This window comes from Kitasatospora griseola (assembly GCF_044999035.1).
Taxonomy (GTDB): domain Bacteria; phylum Actinomycetota; class Actinomycetes; order Streptomycetales; family Streptomycetaceae; genus Kitasatospora; species Kitasatospora griseola.
Map to the genome: position 1 here is coordinate 4,508,446 of NZ_CP173360.1, position 20,343 is coordinate 4,528,788.

The following is a 20,343-nucleotide window of genomic DNA, read 5'->3' on the forward strand; positions in this document are numbered from 1 at the left end:
TCCGCAAAACGCGCCGAGGACGTGGAACGGACGCGGCAGCGCATCGTCGACGCCGCCGTGGACCCGCACGGCACCGCGGGCCCGGCGTCGACCGGCATCGCGGCCGTCGCCGAGCGCGTCGGCGTCACCCGACTGACGCGCCGGGGGCACCCGATGGATCGTCCACCGGCACTTCCCGGACGGGACGGCGCTGTTCGAGGCGCGCTCGGGGCACTGGCTGTCGCAGCAGAAGCCGCCCCGCCCCGAGGAGTGGGGCGCGATCGAGAACCCCCTTGAGCGGCCGGCGGTCGGGCTCGCCGACAACTACCGCTTCCACCGCGCGGGCGAGCAGATGCTGACGCTGGTCGTCCGCGACCAGCACGCTGTGCCCGCGCCGGTCCGCGAGGCTCGGGAGGCCCGGGAGGTCCGCGAGGCCCGGGAGGCCCGGGAGGCCCGGGAGGAGACGACCAGGCAGGACGTCGAGATGCTGACCGGTGCCTGGCCGGAGGCCGGCGACCCGGCCCGGCGGGCGGCGATCGGCCACGCCGCGGCGTTCTCGACCTGGCGCCCCCTGTGCCGGGAGCAAGGGCTCACCGACCGCGAGGCGGTCGAGCTCATGGTCGCGCCGGCGGGAGCGGTCGGGGTCGAGTGCTGACACCGGGGCTCGGCGCGTCCCCGCACTGCCCGTGTTCGGCCGTGCCGTCCTCGTCCGGCAGGAGTTCGACGACGATCTCGATGCCGAGCGCGTAGGCCGGCGTGCCCGAGGTGATGAGCGCGGTCTCGGCGACCCCGATGAGGTCGGCGATGCCGGCGCCCGCGTGGAGTGCTCCCCGGGCGTGGATCCGGGCCGGTTCCGCTCGGCCGAGAGCCAGCAACTGCCCGAAGTGGACCAGCTGTTGCACCCGACCGCCGAGCGGGCTGTCGGCCAGCACGATGTGGCGCAGCGCCGTGAACGCCTCCTCCGTGGGGAGCCGGTCGAAGGCCCGGGCCACCCGCAGACGGTCCTCCACTGCGCGAGGGACGGCCCCGAGCGTCGTGCGGTAGCGATCCCGCAGGGCTTCGGAACGCTCCGCGAAGGCGTGCTCGGTCATGACGCGACCCGGGCGATCGAGGCCCGGACCGCCTCCAGCGCGCCCTCGGGGAAGTCCACCGCCCCGCCGATCGCCGCAGCGGCGATCTCGGCCTCGGCGCTCTCCTCGATCGCCACCACGAGGTGGGCGGCAGCCGCCGCGTCCGGCCCGAACACCAGCAACCCGTGGTTGGCCAGGAGGACCGCGGCCGTCGTCGGCCGTCGCTCCAGCACGTCGGCGATGCCCCGGACCGACACGTCCGACCCGCGCGGCCCCCACGGCACCACCGGTACGTCCTCGGGCTGTCCGAAGCGCAGCATCGGCTCGGTGCGGCACGGCAGCGGCCGGTGGGCCACCGCGAAGGCTGTCGCGGACGGCGAGTGGGTGTGGATGATCGCGCCCACGTGCGGGCGAGCGCGGTAGACGACGCTGTGCATGGTGATGATCTCGGCGCTGACGGAGCGCAGTTCACCCTCCAGCACCCGCCCGTCGAGCCCGACGATCGCCAACTGGTGGGGCTCCAGGTCACGGACGAACCCCGGGGTCAGCAGGAAGCGCTCGGCGTCGAGCCTGACGCTCAGGTTGGCGTGCCCGGAGTGCGACATCACCCCCGCCGCGAACAGCTGCCGGGCAGCCTCGACGAGCTGGTGTTCTGGTGCGCCTGCCATCTCTTCATCTCCCAATTCCCTGTCGGCGGTGGCCGGTTCGCCGCCGCCGCACGTGCCTGCCACTCTGCGACTTGAACTAAGGTTCAAGTCAAGCGTCGGGCCGGCCGGGTGAGAGGGAGCGAAGGATGCGCATGACGATCGGTCAGCTCGCCGAGCTCACCAACGTCCCCGCGTCGGCCATCCGCTTCTGGGAACGCCACGGCCTGCTTCCCGCACCCGAACGCCGGAGCGGGCAGCGGCGCTATCCGCCACAGGCCGCAGACCGGATCGTGCTGCTGCGCAAGTTCCAGCAGGCCGGCCTGAGCCTGGCCGAGGTCAGGGAGTTCCAACAGGACCAGCCGCAGCGGCAGGCGATGATCCGCGCCAAGGTCGCCGAGATCGAACAGCGCATGCTCGACCTCGACCACGCCCACCAACTCCTGACCCACGCCCTCCAGTGCAGCAGGACCGACATCGTCACCTGCCCGACCTTCCGCGACCGGATGGCAACGTGGAGCCACTCCGACTGACGCCCATCGACGGGCGACGCAGCTGACGAAGGCCTGGTCAGGACTTCGCGTCGTGGTGGGTGCGGCCGGCCTTCCCCCGAGTCGTGCGCCAGCGTGACCGGGCCTGTTGCAGGACCGCAGCCCATTGCCGGCGCACCTCGTTGTCCGGCGGGCGTTCGCCCCGACCGATCCGGGCGATCTCGACGCGCACTTCGTTGCCGATCGCCGTCGAGGCGACGATCGTGAGCATGGCCCCGAAGAGAGCGGAGAGCATCGCGAAGACCGCCCCGACCGCGCCGTAGCGGTTCGCGTAGGAGTCGAACAGGCGGGGCAGGTAGGCAGTCATGGCCACCGAGTAGCCGGTCAGCGCGACGGCGCAGACGACGGCGAACGGCATCAAGTCGCGTCCGGGGATCCGGTGGGCGGACAGCAGGCGGCCGCTCCACAGCAGGAACGCCAAGGTCAGGGGCGCTTCCACCAGGGCCGCTCCCAGTTCACGGCGGCTGAACGTCGCGTGGGCGAGTCCGCTCAGCGCGACGTACGCGGCGAGCAGCAGGATCCATCTGAGCCCGTTGACGGTGTTGCGGACACTCAGCGGCGGCAGGTCCCAGCCCTGCTCGAAGAGCCGCTGTGCGGCGCGCGCGAGGCTCAGGACAGAGATCAGGAGGAAGACGCCGCCGAACAACCCCAGCGTGGTCCAGTCGCTCGACTCCGGGAGGAGCCGACGCACGGCCTCGGCGCCGTCACCGGTGAGGCCGTAGCGCTCGACGACGCGTTCCGCGATGTCCTTGGCCCCGAGTCGGGCTGCCAGGCCGCCGCACAGCAGGGCCAGCGGAATCAGCGCCGTCAGCGCGGCGGAGGCCAAGGCCATCGAGCGGTCGAAACCGACGAGGCGTTGGAACCGGCTGTAGACGCGCAGCGCGAACGCCGGGCGGAGCCAGAACGTCACCGACCGAGCGATGGTGTGGCGGTTGACCCGGGCCGTGTGCCCCTCCGGACGTAGCTGATGCGAGCCGGTGCACCAGGCAGGCGCGGGACCACGCTGGGCGGCTGCTGCGGGTCGTGGGGTCCCGGCGCGCAGGACGAGGTCGAACTGCCGCCTCGGGCCGCACATCGTTGACATATCCGAAGGGCCCTGGGAAGTGCCGCCGCGTGGGGGCACAAGCCGATCGTGTGGGTGTTGACTGTCGGAAGCCGTCGCGACGTTCATCGCAACCTGTAGGCGTCGCGCACCGCCGAGTTCGATCGTTCCCGGTCCACGAGCCGGACTCGGAACATCGGACCCGGACCGGACGGGGGTGGACGTGCCCAGCATCGAACTGAGCCACAGCTACGACATCGCGGCAACGCCCGCCGCAGTACTCGCACATCTGGCAGACCCCGAGAACTACATCGGGCTCTCCCCGCTGCTCGTGGACGTGCGGGACGTGCAGTACGAGGCCGGGGTCACGCACTACGTGGCCGTCGAGCGCTTCCGGTTCCTCGGACTGGTCCAGCACGACAACGTCATCCGGGTCAGCCTGCGCATCGAGGACGCCGGGCTGCCGGCCGAGGCGACGGTCAGCGGCAAGGTGGTCAGCCCGGGCGGTGTGCGGATGGACTACCGCTTCGCCGTCACCGCCCGAGGCGCCGACGGCTCCCTGGTGGTCGATCGACTGCGGCTCCACGCGCCGTTCGGCCTGCTCCGCTACGCGGCCGGGAAGGCCGGAGCAGTGCAGGCCGAACGCGGCCGAGTCCTGGCCCGGCGGCTGGGCGGCGGCAACTGACGCGGGCGGAGCCGCGAAGCCACCGACAGGTCCGTCGAGACTGCAGATGAGCCGGTGAACGACGAAGGCCCGGGCCGCTGTCGCGGTCCGGGCCTTCGATCGAGGCGGAGGATACGAGATTCGAACTCGTGAGGGGTTGCCCCCAACACGCCTTCCAATTCTCCTCACCCAGGTCCGCCGGGGTTCAAGGCCGTTCTGACCTGCGGCAGAGCAAATCGGTGGACAGTGCCTGAAGCCGGTTGGACGGAGGTGGATGAGGCCAAAACTGAGACCAGGCCCTGTCCGCCGGCGTTCGTCCTTGCCGGCTCAGGTTCTCCCGGCGTGTGTGGACAGGTCAGACCTTCATCACCACGATGTGGTCCGGCAGCAGTCTCTCCAGGTCCTCCGGATCGGAGGTGAAGACCGTCACTTGGCCCCGCTGCCGCATCGCCACCACCGCGAGCACGGCGTCGATCGCGTACTTGTGTCCGTGCAGGCCGGCGTCCGCCAGTAGCCGACGTGCCTGTCGCGCCTCGTCCTTACCCAGTGCGGCGACGTTCACCCGCGACAGGACCCAGTCCCAGCGCTGCTCCGTGGTGCGCGCGTCGTACGCCTCGACCAAGGTCATCGGCGAGGTGACGATCTCCGCCTCGCCGCGGGCGGCGAGATCGAGCCGAGCGATCATCATCCGGTCGCCGCGAACCGCGAGCGACAGTGCCTCGCTGTCCAGCACGAAGATGCGCAGCCGCCGGTCTTCCGCAGCGCGCTTCTTCACGCGGCCGCCCCGCTGCTCTTGTCACGGGCCGCGCGACGCCGGTCGTGTTCCGCGTCGAGGTCGTCCAGTTCCGAGTAGGCGGCAGCCCGTTCGTCGCTGCTGACCGGCCCGTGTTCTTCCTCCAGCCAGACGACCAGCTCCTGCAGACGGTCGCGGTCGCGCTTGGCCCGGAGCGCGTCGGCGACGTAGGCGGAGAGGCCGCGGTCGGCACTGTCCGCGCGGATCTCGTCCAGCAGTTCCTCGGGGAGCGTGACGGTGACCTTCTTGGATGCCATACATGCCACCATACTTGCCATATCGCAGGGTGGCCTGGCTTCTCGGGAAACGACGAAGGCCCGGGCCGCTGAGCGGTCCGGGCCTTCAATCAAGGCGGAGGATGCGAGATTCGAACTCATGAGGGGTTGCCCCCAACACGCTTTCCAATTCTTCCCGGCACCGTCCGCCGGGGTTCGCTCCTGTCCTGAACTGCAACGGAGCAAGCCGTTGGGTGGTGGCCGTACCTGGTTGGACGGCGATGAATGAGACCAAAACTGAGACCACGCTGCCTGGCACCTGCGGCCGGATCGCCCATCTTGCTCAGGGTCAGCTATCCGTGTCCTTGGGGTGCCGAGGCGAGGCGTAGACGAGATGGACGGTCCGCCCCGGCTCGTCGACGAGGTAGCGCACGCGCCCGCCGGCAGTCACCTCGTACTCCCACTGCGGTAGCTCGTCCCCGCCGAGAACGCGCGTCGCCAGGCGGCCTCGGAGCCGGTGCTGTCGATCGGGGTCACGCGTGGACAGGGGGTCGGCGCGGAGCGCTTCGAAGCAACGACGAGTGTTCCCCGGCACCTCCGTGCAGAGGTCGCCCCACCCCTTGGCGGCCTCGCTGGTGGCGAATCGAAGCCGCCACTCGTCATCGATCGGTGGCGGCGGGACGTCGTCTCCACGCTTGGGGCTCACGGGACGAGTACCTCGCCGTGGTCATCGCCCGGGAGCGGTCCGGTGAGCTGGGCGCTCAGTTCGGGGTCCGCCAGGATCCTGGCGGTGGCCCGCCACTCGACGATCACACGGTGCAGGTTGGCGTGAACGTCCAATTCCACCACGTCGCGGGTGGCGTTCACGAGGTCGACGACGAACTCGCGTACCTCCTCGGCCGACAGGTGCCGGGTCCAGGGGAAGACCTCGGGGAGGGCGAGGAGAACCGCGCGCGCACCCTCATCACTGGTGATCAGCGCTGCGAACAGCCGCGCGGTGACGTCGGCGGTTTCCTCACGCTGGCGGTCGTGGCGCTCGGTGGTGAGGTACAGGTCCTCGCCGTCGCGACGGGTGACGTGAACGCGGTGCGCCTGCTCGACGGTGTCCGCGACACGCTTCGAGTTCTTCGACAGGTCGGAGAACGACACGGTGAGAGTGGACATGGCTCGACGCTACTTCGGAATATGTTCCGAAGTCAATGCCGCCGGTCTGATCGCACGTCCGATCAGACGCTGTGCGGTGCGTACGAACGACGAAGGCCCGGACCGTGCGAGACGGTCCGGGCCTTCGATCAAGGCGAAGGATGCGAGATTCGAACTCGTGAGGGGTTGCCCCCAATGCGCTTTCCAGATGTTCGTCCGGCTGTCCGGGCGTAGCCGTGTGCGCCCTGACCTGCGGCGGAGTGTCTCGTTGGCCGGAGGCTGAACACCCCCGAACGGAGGTGAATGCAACCAGAACTGCAACCACAGCTGGTTGCCTCATGCATCTCCCGCGCGGTTGGGCCCATCTCAGTCGCCATCAGTCCTGCGCGCGAACCTCCCGCCACCGCGCGGCGGTGGTCTCGCTCACCGTGTAGTAGAACTCGGACTTGAAGTCGGCGCCATCACTGGGAGCCTCTACCCAGGTCATGGGCCAGTTTCGTCGACCGTAGTGCTTGTGCACGACGCGGGTGAAGGCGGACAGGACGCCTCGTAGGCGCTTTCGGTCCACGCTGAGCAGTTCTACGAGAGACGTGTAGCTCACTCGCTGACCGGGCTGCTTGGCCAAGATGTCGAGTACGCCGGTGACTACCTGCACGGAGTCCAGTGAGTCCTGCGTCAGCTTGCGCAGGTCTTGCAGGCTCCACTCGACGAAGGGCCATTCGCCGTCGTCCAGCGGAGTGGCGGCAGCCTCAGCCGAGGGAGCTGTTGTGATGCCGGCGAGTTCCGCGAGGAGCGCGTACACCTGCGTGACGTGCTGGCTCGGAACCGGTACCGAGATGAACTGCTGTTCCTGAGACATGCCATTCCCTCCCATGCTTCAGACGTCTGGCGGACATCTGAATACTTGCACGCCGCATGTTCAGGTGTCTAGGTGCTAGTGGGTGCTACTAGTCCACCTTTATTGCCCTGTCTTGCGTTAGCTGCTTCGAGGGTCAGGTGCGGGGCGCTGCCGCAGCGCGAGCACCGGGCTTCACCTCACTCCGGTCCAGCCCTCCGCGTGGCGGGCTGGACCGGCCGCACTGGCGCGAGGATGTCCTCGGTGTCTTCGATGCCGACAGGGCTGTTCCCGCTCTTCCGCGTGGTGTGCAGGACCTCGCTCAGCACCTCCTGTCGCCGTTCAGCGGCAGTCCAGGTTGTTCCAGGGAGTTCCCTGTCCTCGACCGCCATGAGGACGGCGACCTCTCACGGCATGAGCGCTGTGCGGGCATGCCGGACGACGGCCCGGGCAAGCTCCCGCGCTGCGATCGTGGCGAGCACGGCTGGAACGGTGACGGACCTGACGGCAGCCATGTTCTTCGTGCAGTCCAACAGAGCGCGCAGGGATATGGCGATCCGGGGTGCACAGACGCGGGTCGATCACCGGGAAGCACGCGATATCACGGTGGCCATGGAGGTTCTCGACGGGCTGGAGGACTCGATGAGGCTGCGGAGGTGCACGGAGAGCTGGTCTTGAGGCTCATTACCCGCCGGTCCATCCCGCCGGAGCCTCCTGAGTCGTAACAGCGGATCATCACTGCCGACCTCGACGCAGTGCGGCTGGAGTATTAGGCCGCGGAGCGTCCACCTGCTTGCCGGTGGGCTGATTGTGGCGGGTGCATCCACTTGGGCTTCCGCAGCCCCGAACTGTGCGATGGAGGGCAAGCCGTAGAGCGCCGATCGGTGCGAGCTCAGCGAGATGGTCGAGTGGCATGGGGCGCCCATCACCCAGCTGAAGTTGTCGCATGCAGGTGCCGGGCTGCCCGGGGCGGGTCGGCGAGGTGCGACTGCAACCAGAACTGCAATTACAGAACGACGAAGGCCCGGGCCGCTGTTGCGGTCCGGGCCTTCGATCGAGGCGGAGGATACGAGATTCGAACTCGTGAGGGGTTGCCCCCAACACGCTTTCCAAGCGTGCGCCCTAGGCCTCTAGGCGAATCCTCCGTGGGAGAGCTTAGTACATGTTGAGGGGTGGTTGCGACCACGGTCTCGCAGGTGGGTGGCGGGGGTGGCCTGCGGATCGGAGATCGGGGTGGGTGGGGGGAGTGGGGGCCGGGATCCGCTACTCTTGGGGCAGCCCCTCGTGTGGCGTCATCTCTCTGAACCCCCCCAGGGCCGGAAGGCAGCAAGGGTAGGAGGGCTCTGGCGGGTGCGCGAGGGGTCCTTGCGTTTCCGGGGGCGTGGTGGGTGGGGGAGCCACGTTTGTCCGTTGGTCCCGATATCGTCGGTGGCGTGTCCCTAGCCCTGTACCGCCGCTACCGCCCCGAGACCTTCGCGGAGGTCATCGGGCAGGAGCACGTGACCGTCCCGCTCCAGCAGGCCCTGCGAAACAACCGGGTCAACCATGCGTACCTGTTCAGCGGGCCGCGGGGGTGTGGAAAGACGACCAGTGCCCGCATCCTGGCCCGCTGCCTGAACTGTGAGCAGGGGCCGACCCCCGAGCCGTGCGGGGAGTGTCAGTCGTGTCGTGATCTGGCGACCGGCGGGCCGGGGTCGATCGATGTGATCGAGATCGACGCGGCGTCGCACGGTGGTGTGGACGACGCGCGTGAGCTGCGGGAGCGGGCGTTCTTCGCGCCGGTGCACAGCCGCTACAAGATTTTCATCCTGGACGAGGCGCACATGGTGACCTCGGCCGGCTTCAACGCGCTGCTGAAGGTGGTGGAGGAGCCGCCGGAGCACCTGAAGTTCATCTTCGCCACCACCGAGCCGGAGAAGGTGATCGGGACGATCCGGTCCCGCACCCACCACTACCCGTTCCGGCTGGTGCCTCCCGGCACGCTGCGCGACTACCTGGCACAGGTGTGCGGGCGCGAGGGCATTCAGGTCGAGGACTCGGTGTTCCCGTTGGTGGTGCGGGCCGGCGCCGGGTCGGTGCGTGACTCGATGTCGGTGATGGACCAGCTGCTGGCGGGTGCCGGCGAGGCTGGCGTGACGTACCAGATGGCGACCGCGCTGCTCGGGTACACCGACTCCTCGCTGCTGGACGAGGTGGTGGACGCGTTCGCGGCGCAGGACGGCGCGACGGTGTTCCAGGTGGTCGACCGGGTGGTCGAGGGCGGGCACGACCCGCGGCGTTTCGTCACGGACCTGCTGGAGCGGCTGCGCGACCTGGTGATCCTGGCCACAGTGCCGGACGCGGGGGAGAAGGGCCTGATCGACGCCCCGGCCGACCGGGTCGCGGTGATGCAGGCGCAGGCCGACCGCTTCGGCCGGGCCGAGCTGAGCCGTGCCGCCGACCTGGTCAACACCGGCCTGACGGAGATGCGCGGCAACGCCGCCCCCCGGCTGCAGCTGGAGCTGATCTGCGCCCGGGTGATGCTGCCCGGCGCGTACGGGGACGAGCTGTCGACGCAGGCCCGGCTGGACAAGCTGGAGCGCCGGGCCGCCACCGGCGGGTTCGCCGCACCGATGGCGTTCCAGCCCGCGCCGGTGGAGACGCCGGTGCAGCAGCCGGTCGTCCCGCAGGCCCAGCCTCCCGTGCAACCGGTGCCGGCCCCCGTGCAGCAGGCCCCGGCACCGGCTGCCGCCCCCGCTCCCGCATCGTCGGGCCCGGCGCCGGGCGCCTGGCCGATCCCGCGCAGCTTCCCCTCGGCGGACCAGACCCCGCCGCCCGCCCCGACCCCGCAGCCGCAGGCCCAGCAGGCGCAGCCGGTCCAGCAGCCCCCGCAAGCACAGCCGCAGCCGCCGCAGGCCCCGGCCCCGCAGCCGGCCGCCGCGCCGCCCACCGGCCAGCCCACGGCGGCCGCGCAGCAGGGCGCGGCGCAGATCCGGCAGATGTGGCCGCAGATCCTGGAGGCGGTGAAGAACCGCCGCCGGTTCACCTGGATCCTGCTCAGCCAGAACGGCCAGGTGGCGGGCTTCGACGGCAGCACGCTGCAGGTGTCGTTCGTGAACGCGGGCGCCCGGGACAGCTTCGTCGGCAGCCACAGCGACGAGGTGCTGCGGCAGGCGCTGACGGACGCGCTGGGCGTGGACTGGCGGGTCGAGTGCATCGTCGACCCGTCCGGTGGCACTTCCTCGCCGTCCGGACAGTCCGCATCGGCCTCGTACGCGCCCCCGGCCCCGCCGGCCGGTGGCGGCTGGGGCGCCCCGGCGCGGGCCCCGCAGCCCGCCGCGCCCGCTCCGGCCCCGCAGCCGTCGGCACCTGTCGCGCCGCCCGTCCAGCAGGCCCCGGTCGCCCCGGCGGCACCGGCTCCGCAGCCGTCGGCGCCCACGCCGCCCGCCGCGGCGCCGTCCGCGCCGCCCGCTCCGCCGGTGCAGGCCGCGCCTGCGGTCGCGCCGGAGGACGACATCCCGGAGGAGGACGACCCGGACCTGAACGAGGAGGCGTTCTCGGCGCGAGACCTGATCGTCCGCGAGCTGGGGGCGACGGTGCTGGAGGAGATCCACCACCGTCCGGGCTGAGTCGTCGCCGGTGGCGGCCTTGCGGAACTGACGTGGGGCCGACGGGCGGCCGCGTAGGCTCGGGGGCAGGTGCCGGCGCGGGTGCTTGCGGTGGTTCGCGTCGGCCGTGTGAGTGCCGATGGATCGAGGAGAGTGCCGTGTTCCCTGGTGGCCAGCCGAACATGCAGCAGTTGCTGAAGCAGGCGCAGAAGATGCAGGAGGAGCTCGGCCGGGCTCAGAAGGAGCTCGCCGAGACCGTGGTCCGCGGCTCCGCGGGCGGCGGTCTGGTGGAGGTCACGGTGACGGGCGCCGGCGAGCTGACGTCGGTGACCATCTCCCCGGAGGCGGTCGACCCGGAGGACACCGAGACCCTGGGCGACCTGGTGCTGGCCGCGGTGCGCGACGCCAACGCGGCGGCGCAGAAGCTCCAGGCGGAGCGGATGGGCCCGCTGGCCCAGGGCCTGGGCGGCGCGGGCATCCCGGGCCTCCCGTTCTGAACGCCCACAGCAACTGGGCCGCCCACGGCAACTGGGCCGCCCACGGCAACTGGGCCGCGCACAGCAACTGAACTGCACGCGGTGACCGCGCACAGCAGCCGAGACGCACGTGGCAGCCGAGCCGCGCACAGCCGCCGAGCGGCACGTGGCAGCCGAGCCGCACAAGGCAGCCGAGCCGCACAAAGCGGCCGAGCCGCCCGCGGCCCTGCCGCGCGTGACACCGAGCAACGCTGAACAACTCTGAGCAGTGGCCCGGCAGTTCCTGAACGCTTGCTGGCAATGAGTTGTGTGATTTATGAGCCAGTAGGGCGTCGGGCGGTGTGTCCGGCGCCCGATTCGTTGGATGATGGCACCGGAGTGCGAACCCCGGTCGAAGGAAGGCGTGGCGGTGTACGAGGGCGTGGTGCAGGACCTGATCGACGAGCTGGGCAGGCTGCCCGGAGTCGGTCCGAAGAGCGCCCAGCGGATCGCCTTCCACATCCTGCAGTCCGATCCGGTGGACGTGCGGCGGCTGGCGTATGCGCTGCAGCAGGTGAAGGAGAAGGTGCGGTTCTGCGTGGTCTGCGGCAACGTCGCGGAGTCCGAGCAGTGCCGGGTCTGCCTGGATCCGCGTCGCGACCTCGCGGTGATCTGCGTGGTGGAGGAGCCCAAGGACGTGGTGGCGATCGAGCGGACGCGTGAGTTCCGCGGCCGATACCACGTGCTGGGCGGGGCGATCAGCCCGATCGAGGGGGTCGGCCCGGACGATCTGCGGATCCGTGAGCTGATGACCAGGCTCGCGGACGGCACGGTCACCGAGCTGATCCTGGCCACCGACCCCAATCTGGAGGGGGAGGCGACCGCGACCTACCTGGCCCGGCTGTGCAAGCCGATGGGCCTCAAGGTCACCCGGCTGGCGAGCGGACTGCCCGTCGGCGGGGACTTGGAGTACGCCGACGAGGTCACCCTCGGCCGGGCGTTCGAAGGGAGACGACTGCTCGATGTCTGACCGAACCGACACCGCTGACCGAACCCACCCGTCGGACCCGTCCCGGCTGCTGGGCCGGACCGAGGCCCCGGACGACTTCGCGGTGCAGATCGCGGACTCGGTGGAGAGCTTCGTGCTGGCCGTCACCGAGGTCGCCAAGGGCGACGAGCCGGGCAGTGCGATCTCGCTGCTGCTGCTGGAGGTGTCGCAGCTGCTGCTGGCCGGCGGTCGGCTGGGCGCCATCGAGGACGTGCTGCCGGAGGACCGCTTCGAGCCGGACGCCGGCCCGGAGCCGGACGGGGTGGAGCTGCGCGAGCGGCTCGCCGAGCTGCTGGCGCCGATCGACGTCTACCACGAGGTGTTCGACCCGTACGGCCCGCCGGAGAAGCCGAGCGCGTTCCGGATCTCGGACGACCTGGCGGGGGTGGTCAGCGAGCTGCGGCACGGCCTGACGCACTACCGCGAGGGCCGGGTGTCGGAGGCGCTGTGGTGGTGGCAGTTCTCGTACCTGTCCAACTGGGGTTCGACCTGCACGGCGGTGCTGCGGGCGCTGCAGTCGCTGATCGCGCACGTCCGGCTGGACTCGCCGCTGGGTGCGGTGCCGGACGGGGCGGACACCGACGACGACGGGCTGACGGACGAGCAGCTGGAGCAGCAGGCGGGCGACCTGATGGCGGCCGAGCTCGGTCTGTAGCCGCACACCGGGCGCGGCAGCGCCCGACGGGGGAGTGTGACGCACCAGTCACCCGTGGGCCGGAGGAGAAGATTCCGGACGCGGAGACGGTGCGTGGGCGGCGATTCTTCGGATCGGGTGGCCGGAGCCCGCAGACCTGACGGTCCGCGGTGATCAGAGTTCGATATTCGTATCTCACGATGTGGAAGACGTCGGTCGGGACATCCCTGCTCGTTAGACTGGCGGCGACCTACCACCCCAAGTCGAGGAGCCCCCGTGGGCCTTGTCGTGCAGAAGTACGGCGGCTCATCCGTCGCGGATGCCGAAGGCATCAAGCGCGTCGCCCGCCGAATCGTGGACACCCGGAAGGCCGGCCATGAGGTCGTCGTCGTGGTCTCCGCGATGGGTGACACCACGGACGAGCTCATCGAACTCGCGGAACAGGTGACGCCTATTCCGTCCGGCCGTGAGTTCGACATGCTGCTGACCGCCGGAGAGCGCATCTCCATGGCGCTGCTGGCGATGGCGATCAAAACGCTGGGCTTCGACGCCCAGTCGTTCACCGGCAGCCAGGCCGGTGTGATCACCGACGCGACGCACAACAAGGCGCGGATCATCGACGTGACGCCGGGTCGGATCCGCAACGCCCTGGACGAGGGCAACGTCGCGATCGTGGCCGGCTTCCAGGGTGTCTCGCAGGTCTCCAAGGACATCACCACGCTGGGCCGCGGCGGCTCCGACACCACTGCGGTGGCGCTGGCGGCCGCGCTGGGCGCCGAGGTGTGCGAGATCTACACCGACGTGGACGGCGTGTTCACCGCCGACCCGCGGGTGGTCAAGAAGGCCCGGAAGATCGACTGGATCGCCTTCGAGGACATGCTGGAGCTGGCCTCGTCCGGCTCCAAGGTGCTGCTCGACCGCTGTGTGGAGTACGCCCGGCGCTACAACATCCCGATTCACGTACGATCCTCGTTCTCCGGTCTGCCGGGGACTATCGTCAGCGGCACCAACCCGAACCAGCCCGAAGGGGGCGAGATGGAGCAGGCCATCATCTCCGGAGTCGCCCACGACACGTCGGAGGCCAAGGTCACCGTCGTCGGCGTGCCGGACAAGCCGGGCGAGGCGGCCCGGATCTTCCGCGCCATCGCGGACGCCGAGGTCAACATCGACATGGTGGTGCAGAACGTCTCCGCCGCCGCCACCGGCCTCACCGACATCTCCTTCACCCTGCCCAGCACCGAGGGCCAGAAGGCCATCGACGCGCTGAACCGGGTCAAGGCGGGCATCGGCTACGAGTCGCTGCGCTACGACGACGCGATCGGCAAGATCTCGCTGGTCGGCGCCGGCATGCGCTCCAACCCGGGCGTCACCGCGACGTTCTTCGAGGCGCTGTCCGAGGCGGGCGTGAACATCGAGCTGATCTCCACCTCGGAGATCCGGATCTCGGTGGTCACCCGCGCCGAGGACGTGCCGGAGGCGGTCCGCGCCGTGCACACCGCCTTCGGGCTGGACAGCTCCGGCGACGAGGCGGTCGTCTACGGCGGCACCGGCCGCTGACCCCCGACAGGATCCCCCGCGCACAGCGCAGAGGTTGTGTGCGGGACGGGTGAAGCGGACCCTGATCGTCCGCCGGGTCTGCCAGAATCCCCCTTCGGAGCGACGTGCTCCGGAGGGGATTCCCGCTCTGCGGAAGAACTCCCCCGACGTGGGGCAACCAGGACAGGGGATCGGGTGTCCAACCAGCGTGATGAACGTGACAGGGGCGGCGGTGGCGATCACCCTGCCCGGGGCGGCCCGGCGGGCCGGTAGTCGGATGGGCTTTGCTGCGGCGGCAGCGGACGCGACCGGGGCCAGCGTCGACCAGCTCACCGACACCTACCGGGCCCACTACCGTTCCCTGCTGCGGCTCGCCGCACTGCTGCTGGACGACATGTCCTCCTGCGAGGACGTCGTGCAGGAGGCGTTCATCCGGGTGCACGCCGCCCGGCGTCGGGTCCGTGACCCCGAGAAGACCCTGGCGTACCTGCGGCAGACCGTGGTCAACCTGTCCCGCTCCACGCTGCGCCGCCGGCTGCTCGGCCTGCGCCTGCTGCCCAAGCCGATGCCTGACATGGCCAGTGCAGAAGAGGGGGCATACGATGCGCTGGAGCGCGATGCACTGAAGGCCGCGCTACGGGGGTTGCAACGCCGTCAGCGGGAGGTGCTGGTGCTGCGCTACTACGCCGATCTGACGGAGGCACAGGTCGCGGAGGTGCTCGGCATCTCCATCGGCTCGGTCAAGGCCTACGGGTCGCGCGGACTGGCCGCCCTGCGGGTGCGGCTGGGGACCGACGATGACTGACCAGCACCGACCCCACCCGCTCGGCGAACTGACCGAGGATCAGCTCCGCGACCTGCTGCACCGCGCCGTCGCCGACGTCCAGCCCGAACCCGGGGCGCTGCCCCGGCTGCGCACCGCGGTGCCCCGCCGCCGGGCCGCCCGGCGGCGCGCCCTGGGCGGCGCGGCGGTGCTGGCCGCCGCCGTCGCCGTGCTGCCCGTGGTGCACGCCGCCCAGCCGTTCCACCTGTCCGGCGACCCCACCGGCGGTCAGGCCGCGCCCGACGGCCACGCGGTCGGCCCGGGCAACTCCGCGGCCGCCCCGGGCGTCCCGCACAGCGCCGCCACCGCGACCGTCGCCGGGCGCGACGGCACCGGCCCCGAGGCCTCCGTCGGCCCGAGCGCCGACAGCAGCCCGGGCGCCTCGCCCGCCGCCGTGCCGCAGTGCACCCGCGCCGACCTCGGCCGGGCCCAGGCCCAGCAGGGCGACGCCGCCCCGGCCGACGGCCGGATCTACGGCTCGTTCCGGCTCACCAACATCGCCGGCCACCCGTGCCGGGCCACCGACCCGGGCACCCTCCAACTCGGCTCCGGCGCCGTCGGCGTCCGCCTGACCGCCCACACCGTCGGCGACCAGGCCGGCGGGCTGCCCGACCCGGCCGGGCTGCCGCACGAGCTGCTGCTCGGGCCCGGAGCCTCCTTCCTGGTCCGGTTCGCCTGGGTGCCCACCCACTGCGCCACCCCCTCGCCGTCCCCCACCGCCACCGGCCTGCCGCCCGCCGTCGGCACCGCCGAACTTCCCGCCGCCGCCGCCGTCGACGGCCCGGCCGGCAGCGCCCCCGCGATCGCCGCGGTCGCCGACTCCAGCCCCACCGCCGAGCCCACCCCCGCCGTCCCCCCGGCGGCCGCCACCTTCGCGCTCGGCTACGCCCTCGACCCGAACGCCGGGCCCGTCGCCACCACCGTCCTCCCCGCCGGCTGCGGCGGCACGGTCTACCACACCGCCCCCGAACCGGCCCCCGCCACCGGCAGCGGCCCGACCCCGTCGCCGAGCGCCACCCCCTGAGCGGCGGTCAGGCCTGACGGGTCGGCAGCACCACCACGTGGCGCAGGTTGACGTGCCGCGGGCGGCCGACGACGTACCCGACCAGGTCGGCGACGTCGGCGGGGGAGAGCGCGCCGATCGCGTCGAACATCGCGCCGAGCTGGCCGTCCGGGCCGAGCGCGGGGTTGTCGATGTGGCTGCCCAGCTCGGTGTCGGTCAGCCCGGGCTCGACGGTGGTGACCCGCACGTCGCGCGGGCCGTACTCGGAGCGCAGCGCCGCCGACAGCTGGGTGACGGCGGCCTTGGTGGCGCCGTACACCGCGTAGTTCGGGAACACCACGTGGGCGCCGATCGAGGAGACGTTCAGCAGGTCGGCGGTGGCCCCGGCGGCCGCGGTGGCCACCAGGTCCGGGCCGAAGGCGCGGACGACGTGCAGCACGCCCGTCAGGTTGGTGTCGATCATGCGGGTCCACTCGTCGATCCGGCCGTCGTCCACCGGGTTGGGCAGCATCACGCCGGCCGCGTTCACCACCAGGTCCACCCGGCCGAGGGCGGTGTGCACCTGCTGCCGGGCGGCGTCCACCGAGGCCGGGTCGGTGACGTCGGCGGGCACCGCCAGCGCGTTCGGGCCGAGTTCGGCGGCCAGCCGCTCCAGGCGGTCCTTGCGGCGGGCGAGCAGCGCCACCCGGGCGCCGTCCGCGACGAGCTGCCGGGCGACGGCCTCGCCGATGCCGCTGGCCGCGCCGGTGACGACGGCGGTCCGGCCGTTCGGGGTCGGGTGTGCCATGGGATCCACGCTCCTGTCGGGTCTGCTGCGGTGACGTCCACGAGTCTCGGCGCCCGCCGTCCGCCGACCCAGGGGCGGGCTTTTCCTGGGTCTGCGAGAACCACCTTCGGGTCCGGCCGCCCGACGTATCGTCAGGGCATGAGCGAAGTGGGGGAGTTCCTGCGCCTGCGCCGGGCCCGGATCCGGCCGTCCGACGTCGGACTGCCGGAGTTCGGTCGGCGGCGCCGGGTGCCGGGGCTGCGCCGCGAGGAGGTCGCGCAGCTCGCCGGGGTGAGCGTCGACTACTACGTGCGGCTCGAACAGGGCCGCGGCGACGGCGTCTCGGCGGAGGTGCTGGACGCGGTGGCCCGGGTGCTGCGCCTGGACCGGACCGAGCGGCAGCACCTGCACGACCTGGCCCGGCCGCCGCGCGAGGCCGCCCGGCGCAGCCCGCGGCAGCTGCGGGGCGGTCTGCGGCTGGTGCTGGACGCGCTGGACGCGCCCGCGTTCGTGCTCGGCCGGTGCCTGGACGTGGTGGCCTGGAACGCGCCGGGCGACGCCGTGATGGGGTTCTCCGCGATGCCTCCCGGGCAGTGCAACGTGGCCCGGCACGCGTTCCTGTCGGCGGCCGGGCGCCGGCTCTACCCCGAGTTCGAGCGGGTCGCCGCCGAGACCGCGGCGTTCCTGCGGGTGGACGCCGCCCGGCACCCGGACGACCCGGAGCTGGCGGCGCTGCTCGCCGACCTCGCCGCCGACCCGCTGTTCGCCGAGCTGTGGGCGCGGCACGGCGTCCGGGAGAAGACCAGCGGCCGCAAGCTGCTGCTGCACCCGCGGGTGGGCGAGCTGGACGTCGGCTACGAGACGCTCACCCCGCCCGGCGAGAGCGGGCTGCAGCTGGTCGTCTACACCGCGGAGCCCGGCTCGCCCACCGCCGAGCGGCTGGCGCTGCTGGCGGACGCCGCCCGGCTCTGAGCCGGAGCGTCAGATGCCGAGCGACTCGGCGCGGGCCTCGGCGCGCAGCAGCAGGGCGTGCACCTCGGCCTGCCGGCGGCCCGGGCGGTCGTTCCACAGGTCGGGCGAGGCGGCCGGTCGGCCGGTGGCGTGCAGCACCTCCATGACCTGGGTGCGGGCCCGGCGCACCGTGTACGCGGTGCCGTAGCCGTGCGCGAGGACGGCGGTCTGCGCGCCGAGCAGGCAGACCCGGCCGGCCGCGTCCCACATCGCGCCCTGGATCCAGCCGGCCTCGGCGAGGTAGCGGGAGGTCAGCCGCAGGTGCCCGGCGACGGTGATCGCCACCGGGCGGGCGGGGCGGCGGACCAGCCGGTCCAGCAGGGTGCGGCGCGGCAGCGGGTACCCGAAGTTCCAGGCCTGTCGGGCGGAGCCGTACGGCCCGCCGTCCAGGTCGGGCTCCACCGCGGGCTGCGCGGGCAGCGGGAGCAGCGGCAGCCGCTCGGGGGCGGGGAGCCCGGCCAGGTACTGCTCGATCTCCTCGACCAGGCCGAGGTGCTGGGCGAGGACGGGCAGGTCGAGCCGGTCGAGCCGGTCGAACGGCGGCGCGGACGCGGGCATGGCACAACTCCTCCGGTCGGTATGTCGTATTTGTACCTCTTCCGCTGATCGTCCGTCGGTCGCCGCACCGCAGCCGTTCCGTGTCCTCATCGTTCGTCGCCACCGTTCCGTTCACCGCCCGGAATCGGGTTGGATGAGGGTATGAACGAGCAGACGAATGTCGTTCCGGCGTGGGAGCAGCGGTTCCGGGCAGCGCGGGTCTCGCTGCCCGACTGGGCGGACGAGGCACCGGAGCGGGCGCTGTACGTGTCCAACGCGACCGGCACCTACGAGGTGTACGCGTGGGACCGCGCCACCGACGAGCACCGCCGGGTCACCGACCGCCCCAATGGCACCACCGACGCCGAGCTCAGCCCGGACGGCGAGTGGATCTGGTGGTTCGACGACACCGACGGCGACGAGTTCGGCGTCTGGCGCCGCCAGCCGTTCGCCGGCGGCCCCGACCAGGAGGCCGTGCCCGGCGTCCCCGCCGCCTACGAGGCGGGCCTGGCGTTCGGCCGCGACGGCACCGTGGTGGTCGGCACCTCCACCGACGACGAGGGCACCACCCTGTACCTGCGCCGCCCCGGCGCCACCGAGCCCGAGGTGGTCTACCACCACGCCGAGTACGGCGGCGTCGGCGACCTGTCCCACGACAGCTCCCTGCTGGCCGTCGACCACACCGAGCACGGCGACGCCATGCACGGGGCGATCCGGGTGCTGCGGCTGTCCGACGGCGCCACCGTCGCCCAGCTCGACGAGGTCACCGGCCGCGCCGAGCCGCGCGGCGTGTCCTGCCTCGGCTTCGCGCCCGCCGCCGGCGACACCCGGCTGCTGGTCGCCCACCAGCGCACCGGCCGCTGGGAGCCGATGCTGTGGGACGTCGCCACCGGCACCGAGACCGAACTGGCCCTCCGCGACGAGCAGGGCCGCCCGTTCCCCGGCGACCTGTCCGCGCAGTGGCGGCCCGACGCCCGCTCGCTGCTGATCGAGCACGAGTACGAGGCCCGCTCCGAACTGTTCTCGTACCAGTTGGAGACCGGCGAGCTGACCCGGCTGGACACCCCGCGCGGCACCGTCGCCGGGGCCACCGCCCGCCCCGACGGCACGGTCGAGTTCCTGTGGTCCTCGGCCGCCGAGCCGTCCGCGGTGCGCTCCACCGCCGGCACCGTGGTGCTGCGCGCGCCCGGCCCGGTGCCGCCGGCCTCGGTCCCGGTCGAGGACGTCTGGGTGGACGGCCCCGGCGGCCGGGTGCACGCCCTGGTGCAGCGCCCCACCGGCGAAGGCCCGTACCCGACGGTGTTCGAGGTGCACGGCGGCCCCACCCACCACGACAGCGACTCCTTCGCGGCCGGCCCCGCCGCCTGGCTCGACCACGGCTTCGCGGTGGTCCGGGTCAACTACCGCGGCTCCACCGGCTACGGCCAGGCCTGGACCGACGCGCTCACCGAACGCGTCGGCCTGATCGAGCTGGAGGACATCGCCGCGGTCCGCGACTGGGCGGTCGCCTCCGGCCTGGCCGACGCCGACCGGCTGGTGCTGTCCGGCGGCTCCTGGGGCGGCTACCTGACCCTGCTCGGCCTCGGCACCCAGCCCGACCTGTGGACCCTCGGCCTGGCCGCTGTCCCGGTCGCCGACTACCTCACCGCGTACGCGGACGAGATGGAGGCACTGAAGTCGCTGGACCGGACGCTGTTCGGCGGCACCCCCGAGGAGGTCCCCGAGCGCTGGCACGCCTCCTCGCCGCTGTCGTACGTCGAGCAGGTCAAGGCCCCGGTCTACATCAGCGCCGGCGTCAACGACCCGCGCTGCCCGATCCGGCAGATCGACAACTACGTCCAGCGGCTGGCGGAGCTCGGCAAGGTCCACGAGGTGTACCGCTACGATGCCGGGCACGGTTCGCTGGTCGTCGACGAGCGGATCAAGCAGCTTCGTCTGGAGATCGACTTCGTCCGGCGACACCTGGCCCCCGGCACCGTCCGGTGACCCGGTAGACCCGGTCGGCTG

The 20,343-nt window shown here is 71.9% G+C and carries 21 protein-coding genes, 1 tRNA gene and 1 other RNA gene; 13 read left to right on the top strand and 10 right to left on the bottom strand.

Annotated elements, in window-relative coordinates; genetic code table 11:
• Nucleotides 1–331: 331 nt before the first annotated feature.
• Nucleotides 332–634 (top strand): hypothetical protein, encoded by a 303-nt coding sequence (locus tag ACI1MP_RS20420; RefSeq protein WP_404869202.1) that lies wholly within the window; start codon nucleotides 332–334, stop codon nucleotides 632–634.
• Here the strand turns inward: ACI1MP_RS20420 and ACI1MP_RS20425 are convergent.
• Both ACI1MP_RS20425 and ACI1MP_RS20430 read right to left on the bottom strand, forming a co-directional pair.
• Nucleotides 594–1,070, bottom strand: a complete 477-nt coding sequence (locus tag ACI1MP_RS20425) for a carboxymuconolactone decarboxylase family protein (RefSeq protein WP_404869203.1) — start codon at nucleotides 1,068–1,070, stop codon at nucleotides 594–596. The genes ACI1MP_RS20420 and ACI1MP_RS20425 overlap by 41 nt on opposite strands.
• Nucleotides 1,067–1,717, bottom strand: coding sequence for a class II aldolase/adducin family protein (locus ACI1MP_RS20430; protein WP_404869204.1), 651 nt, complete (start codon nucleotides 1,715–1,717; stop codon nucleotides 1,067–1,069). Before ACI1MP_RS20430 ends, ACI1MP_RS20425 begins: the two co-directional genes overlap by 4 nt.
• A 131-nt stretch (nucleotides 1,718–1,848) precedes the next feature.
• Here ACI1MP_RS20430 and ACI1MP_RS20435 point away from each other — a divergent pair, with 131 nt between their 5' ends.
• Nucleotides 1,849–2,226, top strand: coding sequence for a MerR family transcriptional regulator (locus ACI1MP_RS20435; RefSeq protein ID WP_404869205.1), 378 nt, complete (start codon nucleotides 1,849–1,851; stop codon nucleotides 2,224–2,226).
• Between the two features lie 37 nt (nucleotides 2,227–2,263).
• Here the strand turns inward: ACI1MP_RS20435 and ACI1MP_RS20440 are convergent, their stop codons facing one another.
• Nucleotides 2,264–3,154 (bottom strand): YhjD/YihY/BrkB family envelope integrity protein, encoded by an 891-nt coding sequence (locus ACI1MP_RS20440; protein ID WP_404869206.1) that lies wholly within the window; start codon nucleotides 3,152–3,154, stop codon nucleotides 2,264–2,266.
• A gap of 355 nt (nucleotides 3,155–3,509) precedes the next feature.
• Here ACI1MP_RS20440 and ACI1MP_RS20445 point away from each other — a divergent pair, with 355 nt between their 5' ends.
• Entirely contained in the window at nucleotides 3,510–3,971 is a 462-nt protein-coding gene (locus ACI1MP_RS20445; RefSeq protein WP_404869207.1) for an SRPBCC family protein, read from the top strand.
• A 334-nt stretch (nucleotides 3,972–4,305) separates the two neighbouring features.
• Here ACI1MP_RS20445 and ACI1MP_RS20450 read toward each other — a convergent pair whose 3' ends face one another.
• From ACI1MP_RS20450 to ACI1MP_RS20470, 5 genes are all read right to left on the bottom strand, one after another.
• Complete coding sequence (locus ACI1MP_RS20450) at nucleotides 4,306–4,725, bottom strand: hypothetical protein (RefSeq protein WP_380339157.1); 420 nt, start codon at nucleotides 4,723–4,725, stop codon at nucleotides 4,306–4,308.
• The gene (locus ACI1MP_RS20455; protein WP_380339160.1) at nucleotides 4,722–5,000 is read right to left on the bottom strand and encodes a CopG family transcriptional regulator; all 279 of its coding nucleotides are present in this window, start codon (nucleotides 4,998–5,000) and stop codon (nucleotides 4,722–4,724) included. The genes ACI1MP_RS20450 and ACI1MP_RS20455 overlap by 4 nt, the downstream gene beginning before the upstream one ends.
• Before the next feature lie 660 nt (nucleotides 5,001–5,660).
• A complete protein-coding gene (locus ACI1MP_RS20460; RefSeq protein WP_363482935.1) occupies nucleotides 5,661–6,122 on the bottom strand; it encodes a prevent-host-death family protein in 462 nt (153 codons plus the stop codon).
• 355 nt (nucleotides 6,123–6,477) lie between these two features.
• Nucleotides 6,478–6,960: a hypothetical protein gene (locus ACI1MP_RS20465; protein WP_380339163.1), complete on the bottom strand. Its 483-nt coding sequence runs from the start codon at nucleotides 6,958–6,960 to the stop codon at nucleotides 6,478–6,480.
• 1,036 nt (nucleotides 6,961–7,996) lie between these two features.
• A tRNA-Ser gene (locus tag ACI1MP_RS20470) sits at nucleotides 7,997–8,081 on the bottom strand.
• Nucleotides 8,082–8,212: 131 nt separating this feature from the next.
• Here ACI1MP_RS20470 and ffs point away from each other — a divergent pair.
• From ffs to ACI1MP_RS20510, 8 genes are all read left to right on the top strand, one after another.
• An RNA gene (gene ffs / locus ACI1MP_RS20475) (signal recognition particle sRNA small type) lies at nucleotides 8,213–8,303 on the top strand.
• Between the two features lie 66 nt (nucleotides 8,304–8,369).
• The gene (locus ACI1MP_RS20480; protein ID WP_380339238.1) at nucleotides 8,370–10,544 is read left to right on the top strand and encodes a DNA polymerase III subunit gamma and tau; all 2,175 of its coding nucleotides are present in this window, start codon (nucleotides 8,370–8,372) and stop codon (nucleotides 10,542–10,544) included.
• A 161-nt stretch (nucleotides 10,545–10,705) separates the two neighbouring features.
• Nucleotides 10,706–11,020, top strand: coding sequence for a YbaB/EbfC family nucleoid-associated protein (locus ACI1MP_RS20485; RefSeq protein ID WP_043915119.1), 315 nt, complete (start codon nucleotides 10,706–10,708; stop codon nucleotides 11,018–11,020).
• A 388-nt stretch (nucleotides 11,021–11,408) separates the two neighbouring features.
• Nucleotides 11,409–12,008: a recombination mediator RecR gene (gene recR, locus ACI1MP_RS20490; protein ID WP_043916551.1), complete on the top strand. Its 600-nt coding sequence runs from the start codon at nucleotides 11,409–11,411 to the stop codon at nucleotides 12,006–12,008.
• Complete coding sequence (locus ACI1MP_RS20495) at nucleotides 12,001–12,681, top strand: DUF5063 domain-containing protein (RefSeq protein WP_100588131.1); 681 nt, start codon at nucleotides 12,001–12,003, stop codon at nucleotides 12,679–12,681. The genes recR and ACI1MP_RS20495 overlap by 8 nt, the downstream gene beginning before the upstream one ends.
• Before the next feature lie 255 nt (nucleotides 12,682–12,936).
• A complete protein-coding gene (locus ACI1MP_RS20500; protein WP_100588132.1) occupies nucleotides 12,937–14,217 on the top strand; it encodes an aspartate kinase in 1,281 nt (426 codons plus the stop codon).
• A 256-nt stretch (nucleotides 14,218–14,473) separates the two neighbouring features.
• Complete coding sequence (locus ACI1MP_RS20505) at nucleotides 14,474–15,001, top strand: SigE family RNA polymerase sigma factor (RefSeq protein WP_404870811.1); 528 nt, start codon at nucleotides 14,474–14,476, stop codon at nucleotides 14,999–15,001.
• Entirely contained in the window at nucleotides 14,994–16,043 is a 1,050-nt protein-coding gene (locus ACI1MP_RS20510; protein WP_404869208.1) for a hypothetical protein, read from the top strand. The genes ACI1MP_RS20505 and ACI1MP_RS20510 overlap by 8 nt, the downstream gene beginning before the upstream one ends.
• A 7-nt stretch (nucleotides 16,044–16,050) precedes the next feature.
• Here ACI1MP_RS20510 and ACI1MP_RS20515 read toward each other — a convergent pair whose 3' ends face one another.
• Entirely contained in the window at nucleotides 16,051–16,809 is a 759-nt protein-coding gene (locus ACI1MP_RS20515; protein ID WP_404869209.1) for an SDR family oxidoreductase, read from the bottom strand.
• Between the two features lie 138 nt (nucleotides 16,810–16,947).
• On the opposite strand from ACI1MP_RS20515, the gene ACI1MP_RS20520 reads away from it, so the two are divergent.
• The gene (locus tag ACI1MP_RS20520; RefSeq protein WP_404869210.1) at nucleotides 16,948–17,760 is read left to right on the top strand and encodes a helix-turn-helix transcriptional regulator; all 813 of its coding nucleotides are present in this window, start codon (nucleotides 16,948–16,950) and stop codon (nucleotides 17,758–17,760) included.
• A 9-nt stretch (nucleotides 17,761–17,769) separates the two neighbouring features.
• On the opposite strand, the gene ACI1MP_RS20525 is transcribed toward ACI1MP_RS20520, so the two are convergent.
• Entirely contained in the window at nucleotides 17,770–18,357 is a 588-nt protein-coding gene (locus ACI1MP_RS20525; protein WP_404869211.1) for a hypothetical protein, read from the bottom strand.
• A gap of 141 nt (nucleotides 18,358–18,498) precedes the next feature.
• On the opposite strand from ACI1MP_RS20525, the gene ACI1MP_RS20530 reads away from it, so the two are divergent.
• Nucleotides 18,499–20,322, top strand: a complete 1,824-nt coding sequence (locus ACI1MP_RS20530; protein ID WP_380339253.1) for a prolyl oligopeptidase family serine peptidase — start codon at nucleotides 18,499–18,501, stop codon at nucleotides 20,320–20,322.
• Nucleotides 20,323–20,343: the final 21 nt, after the last annotated feature.

Bases quoted from the DNA above. Each gene is read 5' to 3' on its own strand.
- ACI1MP_RS20420 (WP_404869202.1), top strand. From the start codon at position 332: ATGCTGACGCTGGTCGTCCGCGACCAGCACGCTGTGCCCGCGCCGGTC.
- ACI1MP_RS20425 (WP_404869203.1), bottom strand. From the start codon at position 1,070: ATGACCGAGCACGCCTTCGCGGAGCGTTCCGAAGCCCTGCGGGATCGC.
- ACI1MP_RS20430 (WP_404869204.1), bottom strand. From the start codon at position 1,717: ATGGCAGGCGCACCAGAACACCAGCTCGTCGAGGCTGCCCGGCAGCTG.
- ACI1MP_RS20435 (WP_404869205.1), top strand. From the start codon at position 1,849: ATGACGATCGGTCAGCTCGCCGAGCTCACCAACGTCCCCGCGTCGGCC.
- ACI1MP_RS20455 (WP_380339160.1), bottom strand. From the start codon at position 5,000: ATGGCATCCAAGAAGGTCACCGTCACGCTCCCCGAGGAACTGCTGGAC.
- ACI1MP_RS20460 (WP_363482935.1), bottom strand. From the start codon at position 6,122: ATGTCCACTCTCACCGTGTCGTTCTCCGACCTGTCGAAGAACTCGAAG.
- ACI1MP_RS20465 (WP_380339163.1), bottom strand. From the start codon at position 6,960: ATGTCTCAGGAACAGCAGTTCATCTCGGTACCGGTTCCGAGCCAGCAC.
- ACI1MP_RS20485 (WP_043915119.1), top strand. From the start codon at position 10,706: ATGCAGCAGTTGCTGAAGCAGGCGCAGAAGATGCAGGAGGAGCTCGGC.
- ACI1MP_RS20495 (WP_100588131.1), top strand. From the start codon at position 12,001: ATGTCTGACCGAACCGACACCGCTGACCGAACCCACCCGTCGGACCCG.
- ACI1MP_RS20505 (WP_404870811.1), top strand. From the start codon at position 14,474: ATGGGCTTTGCTGCGGCGGCAGCGGACGCGACCGGGGCCAGCGTCGAC.
- ACI1MP_RS20510 (WP_404869208.1), top strand. From the start codon at position 14,994: ATGACTGACCAGCACCGACCCCACCCGCTCGGCGAACTGACCGAGGAT.
- ACI1MP_RS20515 (WP_404869209.1), bottom strand. From the start codon at position 16,809: ATGGCACACCCGACCCCGAACGGCCGGACCGCCGTCGTCACCGGCGCG.
- ACI1MP_RS20520 (WP_404869210.1), top strand. From the start codon at position 16,948: ATGAGCGAAGTGGGGGAGTTCCTGCGCCTGCGCCGGGCCCGGATCCGG.
- ACI1MP_RS20525 (WP_404869211.1), bottom strand. From the start codon at position 18,357: ATGCCCGCGTCCGCGCCGCCGTTCGACCGGCTCGACCGGCTCGACCTG.
- ACI1MP_RS20530 (WP_380339253.1), top strand. From the start codon at position 18,499: ATGAACGAGCAGACGAATGTCGTTCCGGCGTGGGAGCAGCGGTTCCGG.